The following is a 26,077-nucleotide window of genomic DNA, read 5'->3' on the forward strand; positions in this document are numbered from 1 at the left end:
AAACCTCTGAAGTTATTCAGAGGCTTATAGTTTAGTGCATTGCTTCACTCAGATCAATCTTTTCTTTGCTTTTCCGTTCTTTAATAAATAAGATAAACGGAATGCAGACTAAGAAAACAACTCCGAGATAAAGAAATACATCCATATAAGAAAGTACGGTTGCCTGCTTGGTGACCGTAAGATCCAAGACTTTATAGGCAGCATTCATTGCGGCATCAGGTGTCATTCCTTTGGCGATGAAATTGGCTTTTAAACCTGCTAAACGCTGTTGTACATCAAAGCTGTTACTGTCGAGGTGGGATATTAAATTCACCCTGTATTTCTGGCTTGCATTGGCGATAAAAGTTGTGATTGCAGCAATTCCGAATGAACCGCCCAGCTGGCGCATCATTCCGGTAAACGCAGCTCCCTGACCGATTTCCTGTCCTTTTAAAGTACTTAATGATAAAGATGTAATTGGGATAAACAGGAGTCCTAATCCCATTCCTCTTACAATAAGCATCCAGAAAAAGGCTTCTTTACTGGTATCCGGTGTGAGAATTTTATAACCCCAGAAACTGTAGATGAAGAAAATAAATAATCCCAGGGAAACAAGTATCTGCTGCTTTGCGCCTTTTGAAAGTAATCTTCCGATAATCGGCATCATGAAAGCAGTGGTCAGTGCTGCCGGAATCATCAACGCACCTGACTGGAGTGCCGTCCATCCCAAAATACTCTGTGTGTATAAAGGAACGATAAAAGTTGACCCATACAGACCGAATCCTAAAACAAATGACATCACGGTTCCGATTCTCAGGTTTCCGTTTTTCAACACCCGGAGTTCCACAATCGGATATTTGAAGGTCAGTTCACGCCAAAGGAAAAGAATAAATCCTAACACGGCTGTTGTCGTAAAAGTAACGATCATCCCGCTTTCAAACCAGTCTTCTTCGTGCCCTCTTTCCAGAATAAACTGTAAAGATCCTACAGTCAGTGCCAACAGCATAATTCCCAACCAGTCAACGTCCGAAGCTTTACGTTTTTCAGAAAATTTAGGACTCTTCACAAATTGCAGCGTCATCAATGTTGCTGCAATACCGATAGGAATATTGATATAGAAAATATACGGCCAGCTGAAATTATCAACAATATACCCTCCCAGCGGCGGACCTAAAGTAGGACCGATAATTACTCCCAAACCGTAAATTGCCTGGGCCATACTTCTTTTCTCAACCGGATAAGATTCGGTAATAATTGTCTGTGAGGTTACCAGCAGTGCTCCGCCTCCTATTCCCTGACAAAGCCTGAAAAATACAAGTTCCCAGATATTATCGGCATTTCCGCACAGAAAAGAGAAGATGGTGAATATCACAATGGATGCAGCGAAATAATTTCGCCGTCCAAACTGCTGGGAAAGCCAACTGGTCATCGGCACTACGATTACGTTACCAATTGCATACGCTGTAATGACCCACCCCACTTCAGAAAGAGTAGCTCCAAGGTTTCCCTTCATCTCATTGAGGGCAACGTTCACAATCGTGGAATCCACAATTTCAAGCAAAGCACAAAGAATCGCTGTGATCGTGATGATCACTCTCCGTGCTCCATATTCTACTAATGAATCTTGCATTTGATATTTAATTTAAAGATTAAAAAATTAAAGGATTAAAAGATTACTGATCCGCATCATGATTATTGTAGCGGTTCTGTAATCTTTTAATGTCTGAATCTTTAATGATTAATCTATTGTAAAGAAACCTCTGCTTTTACATTCATTCCTGTTCTCAGTCTTTTTGCAATATTGGGGTTCAATTTTACAAAATCAATTTTGATCGGAAGTCTCTGCACTACTTTTACGAAGTTTCCACTTGCATTATCAGGAGGCAGGATAGAGAATGTAGAACCTGTCGCCGGAGAAAATGAACTTACCACCCCTTCAAAATCAGTATCAGGGAAAGCATCAATTTTAATATGAACTTTCTGACCTTCCACCATTTTAGCTACCTGGGTTTCCTTAAAGTTGGCAATCACCCATTTCTGGTCATTTTTAACAAGGCTGAACAGCTGAGAACCTGCCTGTAAAAACTGACCTGCCTGAATAGGGACTTTTCCTACAAAACCATCTTCCGGAGCAACAATTACCGTGTAAGAAAGATTTAATCTTGCACTTTCCACATCCACTTCTCTCTGTTTCGCTACTGAACCGGCAACTGAGATCTGTTGTGAACTGGCTTCTGTCTGTGATGATGCTATACCGGTCTGCTGTGCGATCTGATTTCTTGTATCTACCAAAACCTGTAATTGCTTGTCTGCAGACTGTTTTGCTGCCAAGGCTTGCTCATATTGCTGCTCTGTAATAGAATGGTCCTTCACAAGAATTGAATACCTCTTCAAATCCTGAGAAGTTTTCCATACGTTTACTTTTGCTGCTTCGATCTGAGCATTTGCAGTGGCAACGGCAGCCTGCGAACTGCTGATATTTTTTGAAGTTGCATTGGTTGAGGACTGAGCCGATGAAATATTGCTTTTTGCTGTTGATAAGGCGGCCTGAGCCTGTTCCAAAGCCATTTTCTGATCTTTGTTATCTAAAATAACCAAGGTGTCTCCTTTTTTTACAAACTGATTGTCTTTTACTTTTACTTCAGCTACATATCCTGATATTTTAGAAATTACAGGATTCATGTTTGAGGCAATCTGTGCATCATCAGTTTCTTCGTGAACCTGACCATAGGAGTAGGTTCTGTAACCGTAAATACCGCCTACGATAATGATTACTGCTAAAATGATTGGAAAAACCAAACTTTTTTTCTTTTTAGGTTCAGTTACCTGAGTATTGTTATTTTCCATTTTGGATCTCGTTCTGTTTTTATTTGATTGTTAAAGTTCCTGTTGTCTGTAATAGTTTTCTGTATGCTAATGCCGCATCTGCTTTAGCATTGATCACTCCAACGTTGGCTGCAATCTGTGCAGCATCAGCATCTAAAAGTTCTGTCATGGTTGCCAAGCCGTTGTCATATTTATTTTTTGTGATTCTGTAGTTTTCGTTGGCCTGAACAGCTGCTTTTTCAAAAACGGCAATTCTTTTTTTAGAGTAATCGGAGTTCTGATACTCCCTGTTTATCTCTAATTTGATATTGTCATTCAATAATTCATTGGTGGCAGACAACTGCATTTCTCTGGCTTTTGACTGCTTGAGTGAAGAATTTTCTTTCCAGAGATTTGATAAATTATAAGAAACTCCTACCCCAACATTAACGGCATTGTAAATTGTTAAAAATTTCGGGATATCCGCCGCTACGTAACCACCTGTAAATGCAATAGAAGGAAGATTCTCTGCTTTTGCAGATTTCGTTCCCAATTCTGCAGCTTTTCTCTGTTGATCCAAAGCCTGCAGATCCTTACGGTTTTCTTTAGCTTCGTTCAGATAGAAACCGACAGGTTTTACATCATCAGATTCATTAATGTAATTTTGATCTACTTCGATTTCTGTACTTTCATCCAGTCCCAGTAACAGATCCATATTGATATTGGCGATATTGTAGTTATTTTTTGCTTCCAGTAACTGCAATTCAATATTTGAAGTCTGAAGGTTTGCCTTTAAACGGTCGTTTCTTGCAATGACTCCGTTATTTTCAAGTTTAAGAAAAGTTTCATCTCTTTTTTGTGAAGCAGATAGGTTTTCTTCTAAAACTTTAATAGACTGATTGGCTTTGAATAAATTATTATATGCCTGGGCAACATTATAAGCGATACCCACCTTATCATTTTCACTGCTTAATTTTGATGCTTCCACCAAATATTTTGCAGACTGAATTCCATATTTTATTCTGCCGCCACTGTAAATAGGAACGGTCAGATTTGCTGATCCGTACGCTACCTGATGAACTTCAGGGCCACCGGCACCTGAAACACCGGGAAGCCTGATGTCAACATTGGGTTTCAGTGGCAGATAGAGATAACTTGCAGAAACTTTCAACTCGGGAAGCTGTCTGTTTTTTGCTTCCAGAAGATCCGCAGTTGCTTCTTCTATTTTGGCAGCATCTATCTTTAAACTTTTACTGTTCCGGATTCCCAACTGTACGGCTTCATCGAGGCTGAGCTGTTTTTTCTCCTGAGCTTGGGTGTACATGATTCCTGCGAAAAGGGACAGTACAATAACTGAGTTATTTATTCTCTTCATAACCTAAAAGGTCTTTTAAAATATGTTTTATATGTTGTGTAAGTTCATTGAAATATCTCTCTTCAAAAACTTTTTCGTCTTCATCGTTCTTCAGAAAATCTTTATACATCTGTTTGGCATTAGAAGCATAAAATAACGTTCCGCTCACGGTAGAATGCAGTAAATAAATCGGGGGATTTTTAGTGAAAATCCCTTTTTTCAGACCACTTTCCAAAATCTTCGAATACATGGTGATAAAGCTTAATTTCGTTTGCTTAAGAAACTCAACAATCTGAGGATTGTCACTGTACAGCTGTTCTCTCTGCATGATTCTGAAGAACATTTTGTGATTACGTACTCTTCCTGCAAACTGATCAACGATTCTCTCTACTTTTTCCCACTCATTAATATCGCTGCGTTCCAGAATTTCATTGGAAAAATACTGCCCTTCACTCATTCTGTACTCAACCAATTTCTCGTATAGTTTTTCTTTTGATCCGAAATAATAAGAAATCATTGAAATATTTACATTGGCTGCTTTGGATATTTCTCTTGTAGAAGTTCCCGTAAAACCCTTTTCTGCAAAGAGTTTCTCTGCTGCAAACAATATATTTTCTTCTTTTGAAATCATAAATATGATGTTTTTTCGGGTGCAAATGTACATCAAATTCTGACAAAATCAAACGTTTGATTGAACTTTAAATTAGATTTTGAATATAATCTCAATAGATGGCGATAATAATGGTTGCAGGTTCTGCTGAGTAAAAAAAATTCAGATATAAACCTGAATTTCTATGTATTTTTATGAATATATCTTGACAGTTTGATTCCCAGGTCAGTCCAGACAATTTTAGGATTTCCATTGCGGGTTAAGTGAAGATCCGCCGTACTGATTTCATCTAGAATACTGATGATATTCGCACCGCTTATAAATTTAGAGAATCCCTCCCAGTTGAAACCGTTGGCATCGATTTTTTTATAGACCAGTTCCTCGGTCTGATAGTTCTGAAGCAGAGCCAATCTGAAAATTTCTGAAGCATAATTGAGAAAGTTCTTTTGTTTCTCTCTGTTCCATCCAGCAATTTCCCGTGCCCAAATGATAATATTTTTCAGGAATTCAGGCTTCTTTTTTACCATAAATGCGTCTCGTACCCACTGCACAAATAGCTTTTCAAACTCCGGATTTTTGATTTCTGAATTCAAGAGCTTTATGCCTTCATTCAGATTTCCCTGCGCTTCATGTGTTACTGATTTCGCCTGATCTTCTGAAGCTGCCAACTGATTTTTCAGGTGGTTTTTCAGATCTTCGTCTGCGATTCTCGGGACTTCAATGATCTGGGTTCTTGATAATATCGTCGGAAGTATATCATCTGCACTTTCTGCAGTTAAAAGGATGATTGTTTTGGCAGGTGGCTCTTCCAGGAACTTAAGAAACTTGTTTGATGCTGCAATGTTCATCTTATCTGCTCTCCAGACAATAAGAATTTTGGTGCCGCCTTCAAAACTTTTCAGGGCAAATTTCTGATTTTGATCATCAATTTCATCTGCCGAGATAAATAACTGTTTATTTTCTGAATCTAAAAATGCAGTCCAGTCATCATAGCTTGCGTAAGGCGATGCCAGCATCATTTCACGAAACTGTTCAAATTTATTTTTACTCAGTGAGTTTTTGTTATCTGTGAATACCGGAAAGCAGAAATGGAGATCAAGATGATTCAGATGCTCAACCTTTGAAGCAGCATGCTCATTTTCTCTGTTTAAAATTTCTTTTGCATACGCTAAAACCAACGGCATCGTACCGTAGCCTTCTTTTCCGATGAAAAGCTGGGCATGGCTCACCCTGTTTTCTGCGATGCTGTCCTGAAGAAGTTTTTTAAGATTTTCCTGTCCGGCAATGTTCTCCCAATTCATGTTTCAAAGATAAAAAATCTTCTCTCAATTTATGAGATAATGCTTTAATTAAATTTAATATTCAAAATCTTTGGCATCAATTTTTCATCTGCAGAACATACTTTACAGAAATTACTGAACAAAGCTGTAGATAAACTCATAATTAAATTGTGCGCAATTTAATTGCAATCAATATATTTGCAGAAATTTATTATTAAAAAGAATCCATGTATATGAAATCAGAAGAAAGAATAAGAGAAATATTTGAAAAGCAGAAAGCATTTTTCAAAACGAATCAGACAAAGGATATTGAATTCAGAAAGACCCAGTTGAAAAAATTCCGTGAGGTATTTATCGGGCATACCGATGCTCTCTGTGAAGCACTGGATATCGATTTAGGCAAGAGCAGAAAAGAAGCAGAGTATGTGGAAATTCAGATTGTAGTCAGTGAGCTTGATTATCTTTTAGAAAATATTGACAAATGGGCAAAGCCAGTTTTTACAGAATCCAAACCACAGGCATCAGGGGACGATGTAGTGAGTAAAATAATTTATGAGCCGTTTGGTGTCAATTATATCATAGGACCTTTCAACTATCCTGTGCAGTTGACATTAAGCCCTATGATCGGTGCCCTGATCGCAGGAAATACGGCTGTTATAAAGCCTTCAGAAAACACGCCGCATGTTGCAGAAGTGCTGGAAAATATAGTAAAAGAATCATTTGATGAATCCTATGTTGCCGTTGTTCAGGGTGCAATTGAAGAAAACACGTTGCTTTTAAGCCTGCCATTTGATTATATCTTTTTTACAGGAAGCCCGAATGTGGGTAAAATCGTGATGAAAGCTGCTGCGGAACAACTGATCCCGTTAACACTTGAATTGGGAGGCAAATCTCCAACGATTGTACATAAAGACGCCGATCTTGATAAAGCTGTTGCTAAAATATCCTATGGGAAATGGATCAATTGCGGTCAGACCTGTGTTGCTCCGGATTACATTTATATCCATGAGTCCGTAAAAGATTCTTTCATTGAAAAAATGAAAGCTTATCTGAAAATGACATACAATGATGATTCTTTAGGAAAAATCGGGAAGATCGTAAGTTCAAAACAGATTAAAAATCTGGCAGGATATCTTGAAGCTGCGCCGGAAAAAGTAATCTATGGAGGAAATTATGATACGGAAACCCGCCATTTTGAGGCGACCTTAATGGATCATGTCAACTGGGATGACAAGGTGATGCAGCAGGAAATCTTCGGTCCTGTACTTCCGATCATGACCTACTCTGACATTGATGAAGCCCTTGAACAGATCAATGACCGCCCAAAACCTCTCGCTCTGTACATTTTCACAGAAAGTCAGGATTTTGCAGAGGATGTTTTAAGCCGCACCACAAGTGGTGATGCTGAAATAAACAGCACGCTCATCCATGTGGGTTCTCATTTTATTCCTTTCGGCGGTGTAGGCACTTCCGGAATGGGAAAATACCACGGAAAATTCAGTTTTGAAAACTTCAGTCATACCCGATCTGTATTACAGGTAAAATAAATTTTAATTATTAGAAAGATGACAGGCTACTCACTAAGGGTAGCCTGTTTTATTGATAAAATTAATCCCATTATCTTGAAGAAAATACATTTTATGCCGATGAAAAAGCCCTTAACAAACTTTAACCTCAGTAAATTTTTACAATTCATTAATATTTAAGATATTTGCGCATTATTTTAAAAATCTAGAATGAAAAAAATTTTTGTACTATCATTCATTTCAGTTGGGTATTTCCTTGACGCGCAAAGTTTGAGCAATTCACCTTATGCAACTTATGGAATTGGTGATGTAAAATATGATAATACGATTGAAACTACCTCTATGGGAGGAATTTCGACTGCTTTTATAAGTGACTTCAGCAGTAACTTCAACTTCGGAAACCCTGCGAACAACAGCAATTTCGAATTAACAAGCATCAAGCTTGAAGCTACGAACGAAAATAATTACTTCAAAACTGATTATAATAATACAAAGTCTACAAAACATTCTACGTATTTATCCAATATTTCATTGGCTTTTCCTATTTCTTCGAAAATAAAAATGGGACTTTTATATCAGCCATATAGCTCTAAAAGTTACGACATCATTAACAGGGAAACAATGGAGGACGGAACAGTGTACGCAAACCGTTTCACAGGTAGCGGAACACTGAATACGGCACAGTTAGCGCTCTCTTATAAAATAAATTCAGAATTTGCGGTGGGTGCCCGTGCCAACCTTTATTTTGGAAGCCTGTACGATACCAATGAGTTTACTACATCTAACGCTGAACTGATCAACGGATATGAAACTAAAAATAAGATCAAGAATCTGAATTTCACTTTAGGAACAAGCTATCAGAAACTCAACACCAGTACAGACCGTAAATTTACCCTGGGAGCAACCGCTACTTTCGGTAATACCAGTAATATGGCAACTGAATATACCAACAGTACCTACTATTATACAGAAGGTAATGTGAAAGTAATTCCTGACAGCGGAGCACCGATCGAAACAAGAAAGACAAATTCTAAAAATCTTCTTCCTCTCCAAGCCTCTTTAGGTGCAGGTTACGGAAGCGAAAACCAATGGTTTTTATCTGCACAGCTGGATTATAAAAAAGGGGAAACAGTCAGTTATTTTGGAAATACATTTGATTTCAACGACTCTTACAGAATTTCTGCCGGTGGATGGTATCTTCCCAACTACAATAACTTCAGAAATTATTTTTCAAGAGTGGTTTACCGTTACGGGGCTTTCTATGAAAAAGGAAATCTTAAAATTGCAGGAACTGACATCAACAAATTTGGTATCTCCGGAGGGGTAATGCTTCCGTTCAAAACAAGCAGTATTACGAGAATGAGTGGCCTTGAAATAGGCGTTGAACTCGGAAAAAGAGGTACTCTTAAAAACAACCTGATCAATCAGAATTTCATTAATTTAAGAGTAGGATTTAATTTTGCAGACAGATGGTTTAGAAAATCACTTTATAATTAATCATGATGTTGACTTTCAACATATCATATAAAAATATAGCATACCTTTTCAGTTGTGCTATATTTTTTGTATTTACCTCCTGTGAAGAAGATCTGACCAAACAGAACGAAAAACAGAGTAAAAACTTTCCTTCCCAGATCATTAATAATGCTAAAATCGTTCAGAGAGATTCCGGTTTTGTCACGTTGAAAGCCACTGCTCCGATCATCGAAAAATATGAATTGATTGACAGCCCGTATACGATTGCAAGAAGAGGAATGAAAATAGAATTTTTTGATAAGAAAAATCCTAAAAAGCCGGGAAATATTACAGCTAAATATGCAAAAATATACGAATATAAGCAGTTTTACGAAGCCCGCGGCGATGTTCGGATCTTAACCAGTGACGGACAGAGATTTGCCACACAGAGTGTGTTCTGGGATCAGAGAAAAAACAGAATTTATACGAAGGACACCGTATATACAACAACAGCGGACGGATCTGTATTGGTCGGTGCGAACGGCATGACTGCAAAAGATGACTTTTCTGAATATACTTTCTACAACAATTCAGGTGATCTTGATATCAGCAAGAGTAAAATTGCCGAATCTAAAAAATAAACTTTAAAATCATGGTTTTTCAGGCAATCGGATTAATGTCGGGAACAAGTTTGGACGGTCTTGATATCTGCCTGGTAAAGTTTGAAAAAAAAGACTCAACCTGGAAGTTTCAGATCGTAAAAGCTGAAACCATTCCTTATTGCGATCATTGGGAAAAACAGCTCAGAAATTCTATCCTTTTATCCGCTGAGCAAATTCTGGAACTTCATTCTGAATATGGGTTTTATTTAGGGAAAGCAGTGAAAAATTTCATTGAAAAACACCATCTTAAAAATATTGATCTGATCGCATCACATGGTCATACGGTTTTTCATCAGCCTCAGAAAAAATTTACCCTGCAGATTGGTGACGGACGGGCAGTCAGAATTGAAACGGGCCTTCCTGTAGTGTACGATTTCCGAACACTTGATGTCCTGATGGGCGGAAACGGAGCTCCTCTGGTTCCGATTGGTGATGAACTGTTATTTTCGGAATTCAGCGCATGTCTTAACCTTGGTGGGTTCTCTAATATTTCATTAAGATATAATGATAAAAGAATCGCTTTTGATATTGTTCCTGTCAATATTGTATTAAATAAATTAGCCCGACATCTTAATCAGGATTTTGACCAGAATGGTAATTTAGCCCGACAGGGCAGGATTAATCATGAATTACTTACACAGCTTAATTCTATTGGCTTCTACAGCCAGTCTCATCCGAAATCGCTGGGTATTGAATGGTGCAATGAGGATATATTCCCTTTGCTACAGGGATCAGACTTTAAAGATCTTTTAAACACTTTTACGGAACATGCTGCAGAACAAATTTCGATAGTATGTAATCAGTATAAACTGGAAAAAGTATTATGTACCGGTGGAGGAAGCTATAATGATTATCTTATTGAGAGAATCAGAAAAAAAACAGATTCACAAATCATTATTCCTGATAAAGAAATTATTGATTTTAAAGAAGCTCTGATCTTTGCTTTTATGGGGGTTTTAAGAATCAACGGTGAAACAAATGTTCTTTCGTCCGCTACAGGAAGCAGCTCAGATCACAGTTCAGGAGTTATGGCATAAAAAAAACCTTCATTTCTGAAGGTTTCTTATAATTATTTATAAGCCTCAATCTTATCCGTTAAAGTATTGATAAAATTCTGAAGAGGTTTCTCAACCATCATTTTAATAAATGGATTAAATTTCCCTTCAAAAAGCATCTGAACCTCTGTCTGATTTTCACTGAGAGGTTTTAAAGTTGCTGTCAGCGTGAAGTCTAAGCTGGAACTTGCAGATTTTAAAACAGCCTTTTCTTCGGTTACTTCGTCGATTTTTAAAGCAATTTCGGGCATGCCCTGAAGTCCGAATTTGAACCCATCTTCTCTGCTTTCAAACTTCTGAAGACCGTCTGGCATAAAATCTTTATAATTTTCTGGTGTTTTCAACAGCTCAGATAATTCTTTAGATGATTTATTGACAACAATTTTTCGTCCTTCTAAATTCATTTTTTTATTTTTGTATTTAAATTCTTACAAATGTATAAAGTTTTTGTGAACGAAAAAAAATTATTACTCTCTAAGCAGTCTGAAGACCTGGAAAAAACGTTGAAATATGAAAGTTTCACAACTTTAGAGATTGCGCTTGATCTGATTCAGAATACATCCGTGAAAGAGCTGAATGTTTATGGAGAACAGATCGGGGAAATTTGGGAAGAATTTAAAAAACTTTTCAGAATTATTGAAGCCGCAGGAGGTATCGTCAAGAGATCCAATGGTGATATTCTTTTTATCAAAAGATTGGGAAAATGGGATCTTCCTAAAGGAAAAATGGAAAAGGGCGAATCCCGTGAAGAGTCTGCAGTCCGTGAAATTGAAGAAGAGACCAATTTACATAATGTTGAGCTTCTCGATTTCATCAATACTACGTACCATATTTATATTGAACGCAATGGTGACAGGGTATTAAAATACACGCACTGGTTTGAAATGAACTTCGATGGTGAAGACACTTCAAAACCACAGCAGGAAGAAGGGATTACTGAAGTTGCATGGAAAAATACGTTACAGATCGAAAATGAAGTTTTTCCCGGCACATTTCAAAATATCAAATTGATCATTAAAGAATTCTGGGAAACCAAAACTAAATAAAGTCAATAACCTTTTCTAAAGAGATTCCCCGCGAAGCTTTTAACAAAACATTTTCTGACTGAATTTTGTTTACACTGATATATGCAATCAATTCTGCTGTATTCTCAAAAGATTCTGAAGAATCATTCACTGCCTTAAAATTTTTCCCCACGGTAATAATCTGGTTAAAACCTAAATCGTGGGCAGTTTTAAGAATATCAATATGTTCCGGTATACTTTCATCACCCAATTCAAGCATATCACCAATAACAACGGTTTTGGTACCTTCAAAACTGAAAAAATTATGAAGGGAAGCTTTCATCGAACTCGGATTTGCATTGTAAGTATCTAATACCAACGTTTTATCATGCCTTTTTACCACCTGAGAACGCATATTGGTAGGTGCATAATTTTGTATAGCCTCCTTAATATGATCTGTTTCAACATTGAAATGGATTCCTAGACTGGCTGCTGCACAGAGATTGGTAAAATTATAATCTCCTGTAAGCTGGGATAAAATTTTTGTGTTTCTATAATCAAGCCCCACAAAATGTTCATCTGAAAATATTTCGAAGAAATAATCTGAAGTGCGCTTACCAAAAGTTATTTTTGAATCATAATCATTTGTTTTTTCTACCTGAACATGATCATTCTCATTTACTAAAATGGTTTTCCTGTTATCTTTAAGATAATCGTACAGCTCTGACTTTCCTTTGATTACTCCTTCAAAACCACCAAATCCTTCGAGATGTGCTTTTCCAAAATTGGTAATGTATCCAAAATCAGGTCGTGCGATCGTGCAGAGAAGTTCAATTTCCTTCTGATGATTGGCTCCCATTTCGATCACTGCCATTTCATGCTCTTTCCGTATTGAAAGAAGAGTCAAAGGAACACCAATATGATTATTCAGATTACCATGGGTATACTGTACATGATACTTCTTTGAAAGTACAGCATGGATCAGCTCTTTGGTCGTTGTTTTACCGTTACTTCCTGTAAGACCGATCACTGGAATATCTAATTGATTTCTGTGGTAAACAGCTAAGTCCTGTAGAAACTTTAAGGTTGATGGGACAAGGAAAATATTTTTATCGCTGTTTTCATAATCCTTATCTTCAATAATCACTGCCAATGCACCGTCGCTTATTGCTTTTTGAGCTGAAGCAGCTGCATTAAAATTATCTCCGGAAAATGCAAAGAAAATATCATTGACATTAATTTTTCTACTGTCAATTGTTACTTTTTCAGATTGTAAAAACAACGGATAAAACTGTTCTGTAGTCATGGGTAAATATAAATATATTTTTATCAGACAATATCAGTTCAAAATCCGAATGTATATCTCAAGACTTTGAATAATTATATTTGATATATCAAAATTAAAAAAACCTCCCGAACTACGGGAGGTTTTTTATAAGTATTTTGAAATATTATCTTCTTGTTCTAGCTTTGTCATTCACTCTTGCATCCTGAGCTACACGGAAACCAATCCATCCATAGCCTGAATTCTGAGTTTTATATCTTCTTTGTCCCGGATCTAACCAGTACGCTGAATCCTGCCAAGAACCACCTTTCACAACTCTGATATCGTTGGTTATTGCTGAGGTTCTGTCTTTGGTATCCTTCTGAAGAATCACTTTTCCATTTCCGTCTACTACAAATCGGGATGTAGGAGCGTTGTACATGTTAAATGAAGCAGCAGAATCACTTGCATTTCTATATTCCAGTGACGACATTCTGTCACCGTCTCTATAGTTTCTGTAATCAGCAATCGTTTCTCTCTCGAACTGACCCGGAAGGTTTTTGTAAACCAGTCTGCCATCAGCTAAAGTATCATATTTAATTGACCCCTCATCTACCATTTTATAAGTTCCGTCTCCGTTTCTTACGATAGCCTGAGGTACATTTCCTCTGTAATAATTAAAATCGTTTGCATCTTCGTCGATGATCGGTCTGTAAACATCTGCGGTCCATTCTGAAACGTTTCCGAACATACCGTAAACACCGATGTCATTTGAAGGAAACTGTCTAACATCTGAAGTGTTGGCAGCACCGTCATTTTTCCAACCCGGAAGTCCTGAATAATCACCTCTGCCCTGCTTGAAATTAGCAAGAATCATCCCTCTGTCTTTACCCTTAGTTCCTCTAAGCATATCGATTTGGGGTTTCTTTTCTGTATAACTGTTGTATTCTCTGCTTTTTTCCATTCCGAGAGCTGCATATTCCCATTCAACTTCTGTCGGAAGTCTGAATTTCGTAACCATTGCAGAACTAGGAGATCTGTTAGCGGCAAGCAATCTCTGGTTCGTCGTTTTCATCCCTGATTTCTGGGCAAGTCTCTGCTCATTGATATACCCCTGCATTTCAGGATCATTCGATTTGAATTTATCCATATTGAAAGCTGTTCCACCCTGATTGTTTGACTCGTTGATATACAGATCTTTTGCAATAACACCAGCCTGCATTAAGGCTTTTTCGTTTGCTCTGTCTGTCAACCATTCACAGTATCTGTTTGCTTGTGTCCAGGAAACACCTACTACCGGATAATAATCATAGTTCTGATCTCTGAAATAAGTCTCATTAAGATCGTTTCTTGATAATTTATTATCCCACAATAAGGTATCAGGCAAAGCACCATTGTAGATTTCCTTAAAACTTGGATCACTCGGCGGGAATACATACTTCAACCATGTAAGGTATTCGCGGTATTCGTAGTTAGTAATTTCTGTTTCACCAATAAAGAATGAACTTACCTGCATTCTGCGAGGTGTGTTATTCCAATCGTGCATTACATCATCTTTCACTAATCCCATGGTAAAAGTTCCACCTTCAACATATACCATTCCTGGCCAACCCTTCTGCTTTTGTTGCTTTCCTGCAAAAAACCAACCTTGTTTTTCGTTTGGCTTCCAACCTGTCTTGCTGACAAATTTTTTAGTACCCCCTCCTTTGCTGGTACTAGACCCTCCACAGCTGGTTAATGCAAGTGTAGAACTTAATGCTATTAATGAAAACAACTTTAGTTTTTTCATAGTCGATATAAATATTATTCAAAGTACAAAGAAAAAATAAATTATTCAATAAATCAAGTAAAGATTTGATTTTTTTTGAAAACGTTAACAAATTAATTTTATTGTATCACTGTTTAATTCTAAAATTTTCATTTATTTTGTAATTCAGAAATTTCAAAAATCAACATGAGACTAAAAACGACTCTCTTCTTCCTATTCGCTTTTATATCAACGACTTGGGCTCAAAGAATCTCAGTAGAATGGGATGGAGCAAAAATCGAAGATTTTGGTGATGCAAAATTACGCCTCCCAAACTTCAAAAACGGAGGCTTTTCTTTCAGCCAAAATAATATTTTTATCCAAAATAAACAAAAAATCGGGGAAAATCAATTGAGAGTTACCAATCTTATTTGGGAAACGGTTTCATACAGGGATTTATTTGATATCAGTAAAGATCTTCTGCCTGATTATGATATTGCAGACATCAATTATTTTTATCTGGAAGGTGAAAGATACGCAAATGTGAATGTAGGATTATTTAAAAATGTAAAAGGAAGGGTTCAGCGTCTTTCCTCTTTTGAGATTTCCCCCTCTAATCTGCCGGTCAGTTTCAGCGCTCAGAAAGTAGGGACAACCACAAACCCATTATCGGCAGGCGGCTTTTATAAAATACGGGTTGACAAATCAGGAATATTTAAAATTACAGCACAGTTTTTAAGAGATATAGGAATCAATCCTTCCAATGTAAATCCAAAAAATTTCAGAATTTACGGAAATGGCGGAATTATGCTTCCTGAATTTAATCAGGATGTAAAATACAGTGCTCTTCAGGAAAATTCAATTCAGGTTGTGGGAGAAGATGACAATGTCTGGAACGATGCTGATTATGCATTATTTTATGCTCAGGGCCCTAATGGTTATAATCTCTACAATACTTCGAACGGAAATGGATTCAAGAGAGTAGATACCAGAGAAGACCGCAGTGAAAACTTAAAAAATATTTACGAAGATTATTCTTATTATTATATCAACTTTGATAAAGGAGCCGGAAAAAGAGTGCAGAATGTTGATTTAAACTTACCGGCCTCATCCCTTATTACAAGGTACGATAACTATCAGGTTATTGATAATGATCAGAAAAACTTATTAAAAGTAGGAAGGATCTGGGTAGAAGATCAGCCCTTCACCACAGAGAAAACCATTACTTTGACATTAAACTCTCCTGTTCAGGGTTCTGATGTGATACGCTACAGGACACAGGTGATCGGTTTTAAATCCCAGCAAAATTCTGTAGCCTTTACAATCAATAACCAAAATCCTGTTACCAATAGTGTCCCTGCAAATTTGCCGGATTATGCATATGATTTTTTCAATTTGCGATATTCGGGAACAATCTCAAATTTAAGCGGAAATCAAATCAGCTTTAAATACAATCCAAATATTGCAACAAATCCAAACGGAACTTTTTATTTTGATTATGTGGAATTACAATATAAGGAAGACTTGAGATTCAATGGGAACCAAATGAATTTCCGTGATTACTCACTCCTGAGCGGAACCAATACCAATTATGGCTTCAGTATCAGCAATACCGCTACAATGGAACAGGTTTGGGACGTTACAGATATTACCAATGCCAGCAGAAAAGTAAACAAAGCAGTGGGAACAGGGACATTCAATTTTGCCTACACGACATCAAATCCTTCTTTTAACAATGAATTCGTAGCTTTCAGAGCAGATGCTGCTTTTACACCGCAGTTCGTTGAGAGAATCAACAATCAGAATCTTTCTGCTTTACAGAATGTAGATTATCTCATTATCACAACACCGGAAATGATGTCCCAGGCACAAAGACTTGCCAATTATCATCAGACTAAAAACAACTACAGTGTACAGATTGTAGATGCAGCTAAAATTTATCAGGAATTCGGAAGCGGAAGCAGGGATCTTACAGCCATCAGGGATTTTGTCACAAAACTCAATACTCCTCTCGGCAGTTTAAAATATGTATTCATTCTGGGGGACGCTTCATATGATTATAAAAACAGGGTTCCCAACAACTCCAATGTAGTCTCAAGTTATGAGAGTGAAGGTTCAGCTGATTTCATCAGTTCTTTCGTTACCGATGACTATATTGTTATGACTAAGCCACAGACTTCATCTATTTTATATAATAACCTTCCTGACCTTCCTGTAGGAAGACTTCCTGCGGCTAATCCTACAGAGGCGGCAAATATGATAGATAAAACACTTGCCTATTACAATTCATTATCCGGCCAGTCCACTCCTTTCGGTGAATGGAGAATGAAACTGGACTTTGTAGTCGATGATGACAATGATGGAGGTGTTCCTTTCCATACCGTAATGAATAATACTTTAGCTAGTACTTTTGAATTGCCTGGTACGGTTCTTAAAGAATACAATGTTAAGAAGCTTTACCTCGATGCATTCCAAGGTCAGAGTACGGCAGGCGGACAAAGATATCCACAGGTCAATCAGGCAATCTCAAACGATCTGGGAAACAGCTTATACCTTTTCTATTTCGGACACGGAGGAATCAACGGATGGGCACAAGAAAGAGTTTTTACCCTGGATGAAATTCAAAATGCCAATAATTTCTCAAATGTATACAGCAGATTTCCGTTTGTTTCTACCATTACCTGTGAATTTACACTTTGGGACGAGCCGTCCACATCATCTGCAGGTGAGCAGCTGATAAAACTGAAACAGGGAGGTGCTGCGAGCATGATAACTTCAAGCCGTGCAGTGGGTGTAGGCTATGGAATTGATTTTACGAACCTTTATACGAAAGATATTTTCAAATTGGTTAATGATGATTTTATTCCTGTCGGAGATGCTCATCTTAATGCTAAGAAACTGAGACCCGGAGATGGCAATCATTTAAAGGTGAATGTTCTGGGAGATCCTGCGATGAAGTTAAGCAGACCCCAGAGGTTACTAATGATTGATAATATAGAAACGCCTGTTTCCGGACTGATCAGAGGATTGGACTTTGTAAAAATAAAAGGTCATATCAACAATACCAACGGTTCAGTTAATACCACTTTTAATGGAAGAGTTGTCATTAACATCTTTGATAAAAGACTGAATAAAACAACTTTAAATAATGATGGAAATCTAACTCCTGTTTTAAGTTATACAGAGGAAGGAAGTGCTATTGTTAAAGCTTCAGGCACGGCAGTCAATGGTGTTTTCACTGTAGAATTTTATGTCCCGAAAGACATCAACTATGCTGTAGGCGAAGGAAGAATGCTTGGATATGCAGATAACAAGGCGACCGACGTTTTTACAAATCAGACAGTTCAGGTGGGAGATATTAACCCTAACGGCATTAACGATAACGAACCGCCAAGAGTAAAGCTGTATATGAACAATACAAATTTTGCGAATGGAGGGATTACAGACCAGAACCCGATGCTTCTTGCCTGTGTAACGGATGATACAGGGATTAATTCTACAGGATCCGGTATTGGCCATGATATCACAGTCTATCTGGACGGACAGATTATCAACACTGTAGTATTAAATGACTTTTTTGCTTCAGGGGAAGGAAACGGATGTTTAAATCCCGGATTGGCAGACTATCAGAAAGGAAATGTGTCGTATCCTTTCAGAAATTTAGCAATAGGTCAACATCAACTTACATTTAAAGTTTGGGACATCAACAATAATTCAACGACTGAAACGTTAAACTTTGAAGTTAAAGATGAGGCAGACCAGCATTTGGTCATTAACAGACCGCTTAACTGGCCAAATCCTTTTACCAACAAAACTTACATTCATTTCGAGCATAACTGTGATGATATTTTAGATGTGAACGTTCAAATTTACACCATTACAGGAAAATTGGTAAGAACTTTAAGTCAGCCGGTTGTTGCAGAACCTTTCCTACAGGGCTTTAGAACGCCACGTCAGGCAATAGAATGGGACGGAAAAGATGATTTTGGTGATACAGTAGCAAAAGGTACGTATATTTTTAAGATATTTGCAAAAAGTCAAAATCAAGAAAAATGCAAAGGAAGTGCTACAGCTGTAGAAAAAATGGTACTTTTGAAGTAAAATAATAAATAATTGAGAATATCAATAGAAAACTGATAATATATATAAAAGACAACATATGAATTTAACTACTAAACTGCTTTTGGGGATTGGTTTTGGTGCTGGGTTTTTAGGCTATGCACAAGATTTAAGTCAGGTAAGACCTGTATTAACCGGAGCTCCATTTCTGAGAATTGCGCCTGATGCAAGATCCGGAGGTATGGGAGATCAGGGGGTTGTAACTTCACCTGACGCTTTTTCTCAATTTTGGAATGCAGCAAAATATCCTTTTAGCAGAACAAGTTCTTCTGTGGGTATTAACTATACTCCTTACATGGGAAAACTTACAAATGATGTATTTTTACTGTATGGAGCATTCCATAAATTCTTAGGTCAGGAGGAAAGATCTACGATCTCTGCGAGTATTTATTATTTCAATATGGGTGAGGTAGACCTTACTTCATTGGTAGGGAACGATGTTACATCAAACGGTACCTCCAAGCCCAATGAATTCTCAGTTGACGTAGCGTATGGTCTGAAACTTTCTGATTCATATTCAATGGCAGTAACCGGTAGATTTATCCGTTCAGATTTGGCCGGAGGATTCAACACAGATACAACCCTTAAACCGGCAAATACTTTTGCGGTAGATGTTTCAGCGTATTATACTTCTCCTAAATTTTCAAGTTTCGGGGGATTTGACGGGAAACTGAATGCAGGTTTAGCAATTACAAACCTTGGTCCTAAACTGGATTACACAGGAAATGAAGAATCAAGATCTTATCTTCCTACCATGGCGAGATTAGGGATTGGTTACGATATGTATCTTGATGACGTAAACAGAGTGGGTCTGAGTGTTGAAGGTTCAAAAATATTAGTACCGGGATCAGAATTTGTTGGAAATGATCCAAACACAAGACAGCCTATCTACGCGGTGCCTAATGTAGGGGTAATGTCAGGAATCGGAAAATCTTTCAAGAATCCTGAATCTATTATGTACAGTGGTGCTTTAGAATACTCTTATGACAATGCATTTGCTGTAAGAGGAGGTTATTTCCACGAAAGTGAAGTACAGGGAGCAAGACAATTTGCAACTGCCGGTATTGGTTTAAAATACCGTTCTTTCGGATTGGATATCTCTTACCTGATCAATATGTCTAAAATCAATACTGCTCTTGACAATACTTTACGTTTTGGTCTTACATGGAATATTGGTGACGAAACTTCTAATGTAGATTATTAAATAACTTACAATATACCCTATAGAATGGTTGGAAGAGATTCCAGCCATTTTTTTTGGCACCCGTTTTACTCTGTGAGTCTTAATTTTATCTTATCTCAGCAACAGAATATATAAAATTTGTATTTTAACAGAATAAAAAACACATGAAACGTATTACTATCAAAGATCTGGCCAAGGAACTGCTACTTTCCACATCTACCATATCCCGAGCTTTTGTCAATGACAAAAATATCAATAGCGAAACGAAACAGAGAATTCTTGAAGCTGCCGAAAGATTGGGATATAAACCCAATCCCACCGCACTTTATTTCAGAAACGGACAGTCTAAAAATATAGGTTTTGTAGTTCCGGAGATGGTGACACCGTTTTCTGCTACAGTACTAAAAGGAATACAGAATGTATTAAACACTCAGGGCTACCGAACCATCATTCTGACTTCAGATGAAGATCCCGTTAAAGAAAGACATCATCTGCAGCTTTTAGAGCAAATCAACGTAGATGCGGTGATTATTAATTTATGTCATGAATCCTATAACCTGGATCTTTATAAGCAAATGATAAAAAGAGGAATTCCTCTTGTTTTTTTTGACAGGATTCCCCATTCAGAACTTGATGCTTCTAAAGTTTTGGCAGACGACCATATAAAAGCTTCTTTAATGGTGGAACACCTGATAGAAACCGGAAGAAGAAATATCGCACATATTGTCGGTCCTTCTTTCATCCGAAATGCACGGGAAAGAGAAAAAGGGTATAAATGTATTCTCACAAAACATAAAATTTATAATCCTGACCTGATCGTCAGAAGTGAGGGAATGACCTACGAGGATGGGAAAAAATTCACTGAAGAACTTTTATCCAGAAATATATTGTTTGATGCTGTATTTGCATTCACAGACACATTGGCTATAGGAAGCATGCATCACCTTTTGGATGTAGGAGTAAAAGTACCTCAGGAAGTAGCTGTAGCAAGCTTTTCAGGAACGGAATTATCAAAATTTACTTATCCACAGCTGACCACAGTAGAACAGCCCCTTGTCGAAATGGGAGAAAATGTTGCTGAACTGGTTTTAGAAAAAATAAATAATAAAACCTCCGAAAGCAAAACAGTGACCGTTGATTCAAAAATCATTTACAGAGATTCGACTAAACGTTCAATCCTGTAAACAGTCATAAAAATAAAAATCCAAATGTCCTGTCGAAATATTTTCAGTAACCACTGTACTGATAAAGTAAGTTTTAATCTTAAACATTTTTCTTATCTTACTACGTATGAATTTATCAGAATTACAAAATATTGACAGCATCATTTTCGATCTTGACGGAACTTTATGGGACGCATCTTCTACCTGTGCAGAAGCCTGGAACCGAACCTTATCTGAATTTTACGGAAACGGAAACAATTCTGTTGATGCTGCTACAGTACGTTTTTTTTCGGGAATGAAAATGGATGATATCCTGGAAAAGCATTTTGACTTTATCTCCGGAGAAGAGCAGCCCGAAGTATTGAAACGCTACAAGGTTTATGAAAATGAATATATTAAAGAATACGGTGGAAAATTATATCCTGACATAGAACCAATACTTAAGGATTTGGCTAAAAAATACAATTTACTTATTGTAAGCAATTGTCTGTCCGGATATATTGAAAATTTTTTATCCTTTCATCAACTTGAGAATCTGTTTGAAGATTTTGAGTGTTCCGGTAATACCAATCTCTCAAAAGACAGGAATATCCAAATGATCATCGAGCGAAATCAATTGAAAAATGCAGTGTATATAGGAGACACCGTTTGGGATTGTGAAGCTGCAGCTAAAACAGGAATTCCGTTTATCTATGCCGCTTATGGATTTGGAGAGTTACCTGATGACCAACCTTGCATACAAACAGTAAAAGATCTTAAGAAACTATTTCTGACAGAATGATTTTTAACCGCGGGAAAGTTTTATTTCATTCAATTTGTTCACAAGATACTTCTGATTATTTTTACAAATAACTTTGAAGATGAGACGGAAAATGTACATTTCACTACAATATTTAGCAGTTCTTTTTATTTACAATCCAACATATTTCTAAACCCGTCTAACCTTTAGCGGTAAAAAAAACGAAGTAATCTGATCTTAAAGTGAACATCAAAAAATGCTAAGAAAGTCTTATATTTATAAGGCTTTTTGTTTTTCAATAATTATTTTTGCAGAATGAACTATTCTTCGGAGTTAAAAAAGATCGTTACCAGCCAATATGTTTATTCTTCTATAAGAATTACTTTGGCAACGGTTATCCCTTGTCTGATTCTATCCTACTTCGGACTGCTCAAAGAATATTTTCTTTTTCCTTTAGGAACCAGTTTTGTTGCGCTGACAGATCAGCCGGGACCATTTATCCGTAGAAGAAACTCCCTGACTTTTGCCATTTTCTGCTTTGTTTTTGTTTCCACTATTGCAAGTCTGGTCAAAGGAATTATTCCTCTCGTCATCTTGGAGATTGTCGCCTTCGGAATGTTTTTTTCTCTGATCGGTGTTTATGGTCAGAGACTTGCCGCTGTAGGATCTCTCGCACTGGTGGTTCTGGCCATATTTATTGACGGGCATTTAACAGGAGTCAATATTCTTAAAAGTCTTTTGATTTTTGCCGCAGGATGCATTTGGTTCCTGCTGATTTTCTTAATTGTCACCACCATTCAGCCTTATAAACTTGCCAGCCAGATGATTGGTGAAAATTATCTTCAGCTTGCAGAATTTTTAAAAATTAAAGCCAATTTCTATCAGAAAAACCCTGATTTTGACCGGTTGAATTACCAGATTATTGCAAAACAGGTGGAGATTAAAAACCTCCAGGAAGAGACTCGTGAAACGGTTTTTAAAACGAGAACAATCGTTAATGAGTCAACGACAATCAGCCGATTACTGATGCTGACATTTTTGAATTCAATGGATCTTCATGAGAAACTCATGACTTCAGAAAGTGACTATAAAAAACTCCAGCAAAGTTTTGAAGACAGTACCATTCTGGTTAAAATTCATGATTACCTGAATATTCTTTCCGAAGAAATTGCAAACATCGGAATCTCTTTACAAAGCAGCACACGTGCTAAACCTATCTTCAATCTGGAAGCCCGTTCTCAGGATCTTAATGTTGATTATTTTGAATTAAGAAACAGAGCAATGAATCCTGATACGCTTGAAAACTTCATGATTTTGAGACAGATCATGATGCGCATCAACGAGATTACGAAAGAAATTAATGAGATCTATAAAGTCTTTTCCCAAAATGTAAAGCTTGCAAAAAGTCTTTCCACGGGTCTGGACCTGAAAAAATTTGTGACGAATAACGAAAAAATCAATTTTAAAATTTTACAAAGCAACATCTCTTTAACATCATCCCACTTCCGCCATGCGATAAGAGTTACCACCGCACTGCTGCTGGGATATCTGGTTTCTCAACTTCCATTTCTTGTCGTCGGCCATACCTATTGGATATTGATCACCACAGTTGCTATTTTAAAACCTGCCTACTCGATTACCAAGCAGAGAAATCTTCTGCGTTTTTACGGTACCGTTGCAGGAGCGGTAATCGCATATGTCATTTTATATTATGTTCATGTCAATGCTATCCTTTTTGCAGTTCTTCTGCTGAGCATGATTCTGTGTTTCAGTTTTTTGAAAGGACGCTATTTCTGGGCAGTGCTCTTCATGACCATGTATGTTTTTATGACTTTTAATTTTTTAAATCCGGGAAATGTCAATATCATTTTCAGAGACAGGATTGTAGATACCGTTATTGCCGGAATCATAGCATTTTTAGTTTCTTATGTTGTCCTTCCGGTTTGGGAACATACCCAGAATTTAGATCTGATGAAAAAATCAGCGGAATCTAATTTCACCTATTTTCACAGTGTCATGTCGAAATTTCTGAACGAAGATTTTGATCTTGAGGATTATAAGGTAAAACGTAAAAACGCTATTATTTCACTGGCCAATCTTTCTGATAATTTTCAGAGAATGATTTCTGATCCAAAAAACCAGCAGAAAAAACTGGAAGTGGTCCATCAGTTTGTGGCAACCTCGCATTTGATTACTGCATATACCGCTTCTCTGTCACAGTATTCAAAAAACAATAAAAAATATCCTGAAATCGATTCTGAAAGCTGGACTAAAAAAATTGAAGCCGAAATGAATCAGGTATCGGTATTGCTGAATGGTGAAAAAATAACGGAAACTTTAAAAATGGACAGCCGCCTGGAACCTGAAGATTCTTCGATAGAAAATTTACTGATCCAGAGAAAATCAGAATTGCTCGAAAATGAAATATTCGACAGAAGAGATCCCAACAAGATTTCGCATTTGACAGAACTGAAAAATATCCACGATGTGTTGGAACTGATTTATGATGTTGCCAAAGAACAGCGAAAAGTCATTCAGACGTACAGAGCAGAAACGACTACTCTTCCACAATCGTAAAGCAGTAATCGTCAAAGAACTTCACCCTTGCTTTAAATTCATCTGAAATCTTTTCATCATGAACCCTGCATCTGATATCGAATAGATGTTTCAGTTCGAAAGGTTTTACTTCATAATGCTTTTTCAGGGACCAGTGTTTTGAGTGATGAATTTTATACATACTTTCTTTCACGCTCCAGATAATGGTAAAAAAAGTTACTTCATTATCAAAAGGGATAAATCCTCTTTCATTTTCATACGTGAATTTATCGATGACCCGCAAAATTTTAGGATTGAATTTTTCAATATCAATTCCGATTTTATTCTTTGATATTGCAATGGCCGCAAAGGGAAAGGAATGGCTAATAGAGATTTCAGCATCCGCAGGCGAAAGGAAAGGCTCTCTGTCCCTGTACAGGATTTTAGAACCGGGTTTTAAACTTTTCAAAAGTTTACGTACCATCAGTACCTCCAACAGTTTTTTCGGATGATAATCTTTTACTTTTTCAGCATTTTCAGGTTCCAGAAGTTCATCAGGATTTAACTCTTCGCCTTCCTCATATTTCCAGATAAGAATGGTGGCATCATCGTCAGAAAAGTCACGGTAGAGAGGCATTGGTAAATTTATTGTGTAAAAGTAGTAATTTTTTTGGCTGGAAGTGTAACGCTGAAAGATAGCGGTTTTTATTATTTATAATGCATATCTAAAATATCCTTTAAAGATCATCAGAATTTCAGAACACAGTTACCAGGTTTATAAGTCTTATCAATTTTCAAAAATTCAATCTTGGATTCGTACAGAAAGAGCAGCATGAAAGAATTGAGCAATACAACAGTCTTTAAAATTTAAAAACAAAGTCACCTAAATCGTATAATTTAAGTGACTTTATAGTATTTGGAAAGCTAAAATTTAACTTCTCTGTCTGCTTCAGACAAATTTACTTAGCCTGATGATTCTGATCGTTTCTATGCTCCATAATGTTTAGATTTTCATCTACAAAATAAGCACTTCCAAATCCGTTTACATAGGCTCCCTTCACAGGGGTTAAAGAAATCAGAATAAAATCTTTCATTTCAGAGATTACATCTACCACTTTACCGTGAGTTTCTTTCAACTGGCCTACTACCTGATTCCATATATCAGAATCCCTTTCAATCTGTGCAGCTGCTGCTTCAATGGTTAATCTTTCACGAGCATAGATCTGTTTTGAGGCAGACTCATCTTCGATAAACATAATTGAAGCTTTTCTCCCTTCAGCCAGATTTTTTGTATGCCTCGCCATGAAAGAAACTAAAATATAAAAAGAGTTCTCAACCTGTACGAACGGTGCATAGCTGGAGTTTGGATTTCCTTCTGCATCTATGGTTGCCAAAACAATACTTTGAGTTCTTGCAATCAGTTCTTTCACTTTTGGAGCGAGGGGCTTTGCCTGTCTTTGTGCCTCCTCCTGGGTATGGGTATGATTCATAAAAAGATTTATTTCTGCAAAAGTAGTTATTTAGAATTAAAGTAAATAATTTTCCTTCAGGTATTATCTCATACAATTGATTGGATACTCAGTTTTTATATCTTAAT

General features: G+C 37.0%; 20 protein-coding genes. 10 read left to right on the forward strand and 10 right to left on the reverse strand.

Annotated elements, in window-relative coordinates; translation table 11 throughout:
- Positions 1-31: 31 nt before the first annotated feature.
- The 5 genes from AC2A07_RS12420 to AC2A07_RS12440 form a co-directional block, all read right to left on the reverse strand.
- A complete protein-coding gene (locus tag AC2A07_RS12420) occupies positions 32-1,609 on the reverse strand; it encodes a DHA2 family efflux MFS transporter permease subunit (protein WP_484050681.1) in 1,578 nt (525 codons plus the stop codon).
- Positions 1,610-1,722: 113 nt separating this feature from the next.
- Complete coding sequence (locus tag AC2A07_RS12425; RefSeq protein ID WP_484050682.1) at positions 1,723-2,826, reverse strand: HlyD family secretion protein; 1,104 nt, start codon at positions 2,824-2,826, stop codon at positions 1,723-1,725.
- Between the two features lie 19 nt (positions 2,827-2,845).
- Entirely contained in the window at positions 2,846-4,159 is a 1,314-nt protein-coding gene (locus AC2A07_RS12430) for a TolC family protein (RefSeq protein WP_484050683.1), read from the reverse strand.
- Positions 4,143-4,769 (reverse strand): TetR/AcrR family transcriptional regulator, encoded by a 627-nt coding sequence (locus AC2A07_RS12435; RefSeq protein ID WP_314498067.1) that lies wholly within the window; start codon positions 4,767-4,769, stop codon positions 4,143-4,145. The genes AC2A07_RS12430 and AC2A07_RS12435 overlap by 17 nt, the downstream gene beginning before the upstream one ends.
- Positions 4,770-4,930: 161 nt before the next feature.
- Complete coding sequence (locus tag AC2A07_RS12440) at positions 4,931-6,049, reverse strand: DNA polymerase III subunit (RefSeq protein WP_484050684.1); 1,119 nt, start codon at positions 6,047-6,049, stop codon at positions 4,931-4,933.
- Between the two features lie 212 nt (positions 6,050-6,261).
- On the opposite strand from AC2A07_RS12440, the gene mdlD reads away from it, so the two are divergent.
- The 4 genes from mdlD (at position 6,262) to AC2A07_RS12460 (ending at position 10,708) form a co-directional block, all read left to right on the forward strand.
- A complete protein-coding gene (gene mdlD / locus AC2A07_RS12445; protein ID WP_484050685.1) occupies positions 6,262-7,575 on the forward strand; it encodes an NAD(P)-dependent benzaldehyde dehydrogenase MdlD in 1,314 nt (437 codons plus the stop codon).
- Positions 7,576-7,764: 189 nt separating this feature from the next.
- Entirely contained in the window at positions 7,765-9,051 is a 1,287-nt protein-coding gene (gene bamG, locus AC2A07_RS12450) for a BamG family beta-barrel-assembly machinery protein (protein ID WP_314498074.1), read from the forward strand.
- 2 nt (positions 9,052-9,053) lie between these two features.
- Positions 9,054-9,650: an LPS export ABC transporter periplasmic protein LptC gene (gene lptC / locus AC2A07_RS12455; RefSeq protein ID WP_314498076.1), complete on the forward strand. Its 597-nt coding sequence runs from the start codon at positions 9,054-9,056 to the stop codon at positions 9,648-9,650.
- A gap of 11 nt (positions 9,651-9,661) precedes the next feature.
- Positions 9,662-10,708 (forward strand): anhydro-N-acetylmuramic acid kinase, encoded by a 1,047-nt coding sequence (locus AC2A07_RS12460; protein ID WP_314498078.1) that lies wholly within the window; start codon positions 9,662-9,664, stop codon positions 10,706-10,708.
- Between the two features lie 32 nt (positions 10,709-10,740).
- Here the strand turns inward: AC2A07_RS12460 and AC2A07_RS12465 are convergent, their stop codons facing one another.
- Positions 10,741-11,130: an SRPBCC family protein gene (locus AC2A07_RS12465; RefSeq protein ID WP_314498080.1), complete on the reverse strand. Its 390-nt coding sequence runs from the start codon at positions 11,128-11,130 to the stop codon at positions 10,741-10,743.
- Between the two features lie 30 nt (positions 11,131-11,160).
- On the opposite strand from AC2A07_RS12465, the gene AC2A07_RS12470 reads away from it, so the two are divergent.
- On the forward strand, positions 11,161-11,772 hold the full coding sequence (locus tag AC2A07_RS12470; RefSeq protein WP_484050686.1) for an NUDIX hydrolase: 612 nt from the start codon (positions 11,161-11,163) through the stop codon (positions 11,770-11,772).
- Here the strand turns inward: AC2A07_RS12470 and AC2A07_RS12475 are convergent.
- Both AC2A07_RS12475 and gldJ read right to left on the reverse strand, forming a co-directional pair.
- The gene (locus tag AC2A07_RS12475) at positions 11,765-13,036 is read right to left on the reverse strand and encodes a UDP-N-acetylmuramoyl-tripeptide--D-alanyl-D-alanine ligase (protein WP_484050687.1); all 1,272 of its coding nucleotides are present in this window, start codon (positions 13,034-13,036) and stop codon (positions 11,765-11,767) included. The two genes, AC2A07_RS12470 and AC2A07_RS12475, sit on opposite strands and share 8 nt — an antisense overlap.
- Before the next feature lie 145 nt (positions 13,037-13,181).
- Positions 13,182-14,783, reverse strand: a complete 1,602-nt coding sequence (gene gldJ / locus AC2A07_RS12480; protein ID WP_484050688.1) for a gliding motility lipoprotein GldJ — start codon at positions 14,781-14,783, stop codon at positions 13,182-13,184.
- Between the two features lie 165 nt (positions 14,784-14,948).
- Between gldJ and porU the strand changes: the two genes are divergently transcribed.
- From porU to AC2A07_RS12505, 5 genes are all read left to right on the forward strand, one after another.
- On the forward strand, positions 14,949-18,842 hold the full coding sequence (porU, locus tag AC2A07_RS12485) for a type IX secretion system sortase PorU (RefSeq protein ID WP_484050689.1): 3,894 nt from the start codon (positions 14,949-14,951) through the stop codon (positions 18,840-18,842).
- Between the two features lie 58 nt (positions 18,843-18,900).
- On the forward strand, positions 18,901-20,064 hold the full coding sequence (gene porV, locus AC2A07_RS12490) for a type IX secretion system outer membrane channel protein PorV (protein ID WP_314498091.1): 1,164 nt from the start codon (positions 18,901-18,903) through the stop codon (positions 20,062-20,064).
- 143 nt (positions 20,065-20,207) lie between these two features.
- Entirely contained in the window at positions 20,208-21,227 is a 1,020-nt protein-coding gene (locus tag AC2A07_RS12495; protein WP_484050690.1) for a LacI family DNA-binding transcriptional regulator, read from the forward strand.
- 106 nt (positions 21,228-21,333) lie between these two features.
- Positions 21,334-21,987 (forward strand): HAD family hydrolase, encoded by a 654-nt coding sequence (locus tag AC2A07_RS12500; RefSeq protein ID WP_484050691.1) that lies wholly within the window; start codon positions 21,334-21,336, stop codon positions 21,985-21,987.
- Positions 21,988-22,260: 273 nt separating this feature from the next.
- Positions 22,261-24,522, forward strand: coding sequence for an FUSC family protein (locus tag AC2A07_RS12505; RefSeq protein WP_484050692.1), 2,262 nt, complete (start codon positions 22,261-22,263; stop codon positions 24,520-24,522).
- On the opposite strand, the gene AC2A07_RS12510 is transcribed toward AC2A07_RS12505, so the two are convergent.
- Both AC2A07_RS12510 and AC2A07_RS12515 read right to left on the reverse strand, forming a co-directional pair.
- Positions 24,503-25,117, reverse strand: a complete 615-nt coding sequence (locus AC2A07_RS12510; protein ID WP_484050693.1) for a 4'-phosphopantetheinyl transferase superfamily protein — start codon at positions 25,115-25,117, stop codon at positions 24,503-24,505. The two genes, AC2A07_RS12505 and AC2A07_RS12510, sit on opposite strands and share 20 nt — an antisense overlap.
- 322 nt (positions 25,118-25,439) lie before the next feature.
- Positions 25,440-25,970, reverse strand: coding sequence for a pyridoxamine 5'-phosphate oxidase family protein (locus tag AC2A07_RS12515; protein WP_484050694.1), 531 nt, complete (start codon positions 25,968-25,970; stop codon positions 25,440-25,442).
- Positions 25,971-26,077: the final 107 nt, after the last annotated feature.

The sequence above is a fragment of the Chryseobacterium sp. HNCC26DJ238 genome, assembly GCF_057180465.1.

Excerpts from the sequence above, each read along its gene's own strand:
- AC2A07_RS12510 (WP_484050693.1), bottom strand. The coding sequence starts at position 25,117 with ATGCCTCTCTACCGTGACTTTTCTGACGATGATGCCACCATTCTTATC.
- AC2A07_RS12470 (WP_484050686.1), top strand. The coding sequence starts at position 11,161 with ATGTATAAAGTTTTTGTGAACGAAAAAAAATTATTACTCTCTAAGCAG.
- gldJ (WP_484050688.1), bottom strand. The coding sequence starts at position 14,783 with ATGAAAAAACTAAAGTTGTTTTCATTAATAGCATTAAGTTCTACACTT.
- AC2A07_RS12430 (WP_484050683.1), bottom strand. The coding sequence starts at position 4,159 with ATGAAGAGAATAAATAACTCAGTTATTGTACTGTCCCTTTTCGCAGGA.
- AC2A07_RS12475 (WP_484050687.1), bottom strand. The coding sequence starts at position 13,036 with ATGACTACAGAACAGTTTTATCCGTTGTTTTTACAATCTGAAAAAGTA.
- AC2A07_RS12425 (WP_484050682.1), bottom strand. The coding sequence starts at position 2,826 with ATGGAAAATAACAATACTCAGGTAACTGAACCTAAAAAGAAAAAAAGT.
- bamG (WP_314498074.1), top strand. The coding sequence starts at position 7,765 with ATGAAAAAAATTTTTGTACTATCATTCATTTCAGTTGGGTATTTCCTT.
- mdlD (WP_484050685.1), top strand. The coding sequence starts at position 6,262 with ATGAAATCAGAAGAAAGAATAAGAGAAATATTTGAAAAGCAGAAAGCA.
- lptC (WP_314498076.1), top strand. The coding sequence starts at position 9,054 with ATGATGTTGACTTTCAACATATCATATAAAAATATAGCATACCTTTTC.
- AC2A07_RS12515 (WP_484050694.1), bottom strand. The coding sequence starts at position 25,970 with ATGAATCATACCCATACCCAGGAGGAGGCACAAAGACAGGCAAAGCCC.
- AC2A07_RS12465 (WP_314498080.1), bottom strand. The coding sequence starts at position 11,130 with ATGAATTTAGAAGGACGAAAAATTGTTGTCAATAAATCATCTAAAGAA.
- porU (WP_484050689.1), top strand. The coding sequence starts at position 14,949 with ATGAGACTAAAAACGACTCTCTTCTTCCTATTCGCTTTTATATCAACG.
- AC2A07_RS12460 (WP_314498078.1), top strand. The coding sequence starts at position 9,662 with ATGGTTTTTCAGGCAATCGGATTAATGTCGGGAACAAGTTTGGACGGT.
- AC2A07_RS12420 (WP_484050681.1), bottom strand. The coding sequence starts at position 1,609 with ATGCAAGATTCATTAGTAGAATATGGAGCACGGAGAGTGATCATCACG.
- AC2A07_RS12505 (WP_484050692.1), top strand. The coding sequence starts at position 22,261 with ATGAACTATTCTTCGGAGTTAAAAAAGATCGTTACCAGCCAATATGTT.
- AC2A07_RS12495 (WP_484050690.1), top strand. The coding sequence starts at position 20,208 with ATGAAACGTATTACTATCAAAGATCTGGCCAAGGAACTGCTACTTTCC.
- AC2A07_RS12440 (WP_484050684.1), bottom strand. The coding sequence starts at position 6,049 with ATGAATTGGGAGAACATTGCCGGACAGGAAAATCTTAAAAAACTTCTT.
- porV (WP_314498091.1), top strand. The coding sequence starts at position 18,901 with ATGAATTTAACTACTAAACTGCTTTTGGGGATTGGTTTTGGTGCTGGG.
- AC2A07_RS12500 (WP_484050691.1), top strand. The coding sequence starts at position 21,334 with ATGAATTTATCAGAATTACAAAATATTGACAGCATCATTTTCGATCTT.
- AC2A07_RS12435 (WP_314498067.1), bottom strand. The coding sequence starts at position 4,769 with ATGATTTCAAAAGAAGAAAATATATTGTTTGCAGCAGAGAAACTCTTT.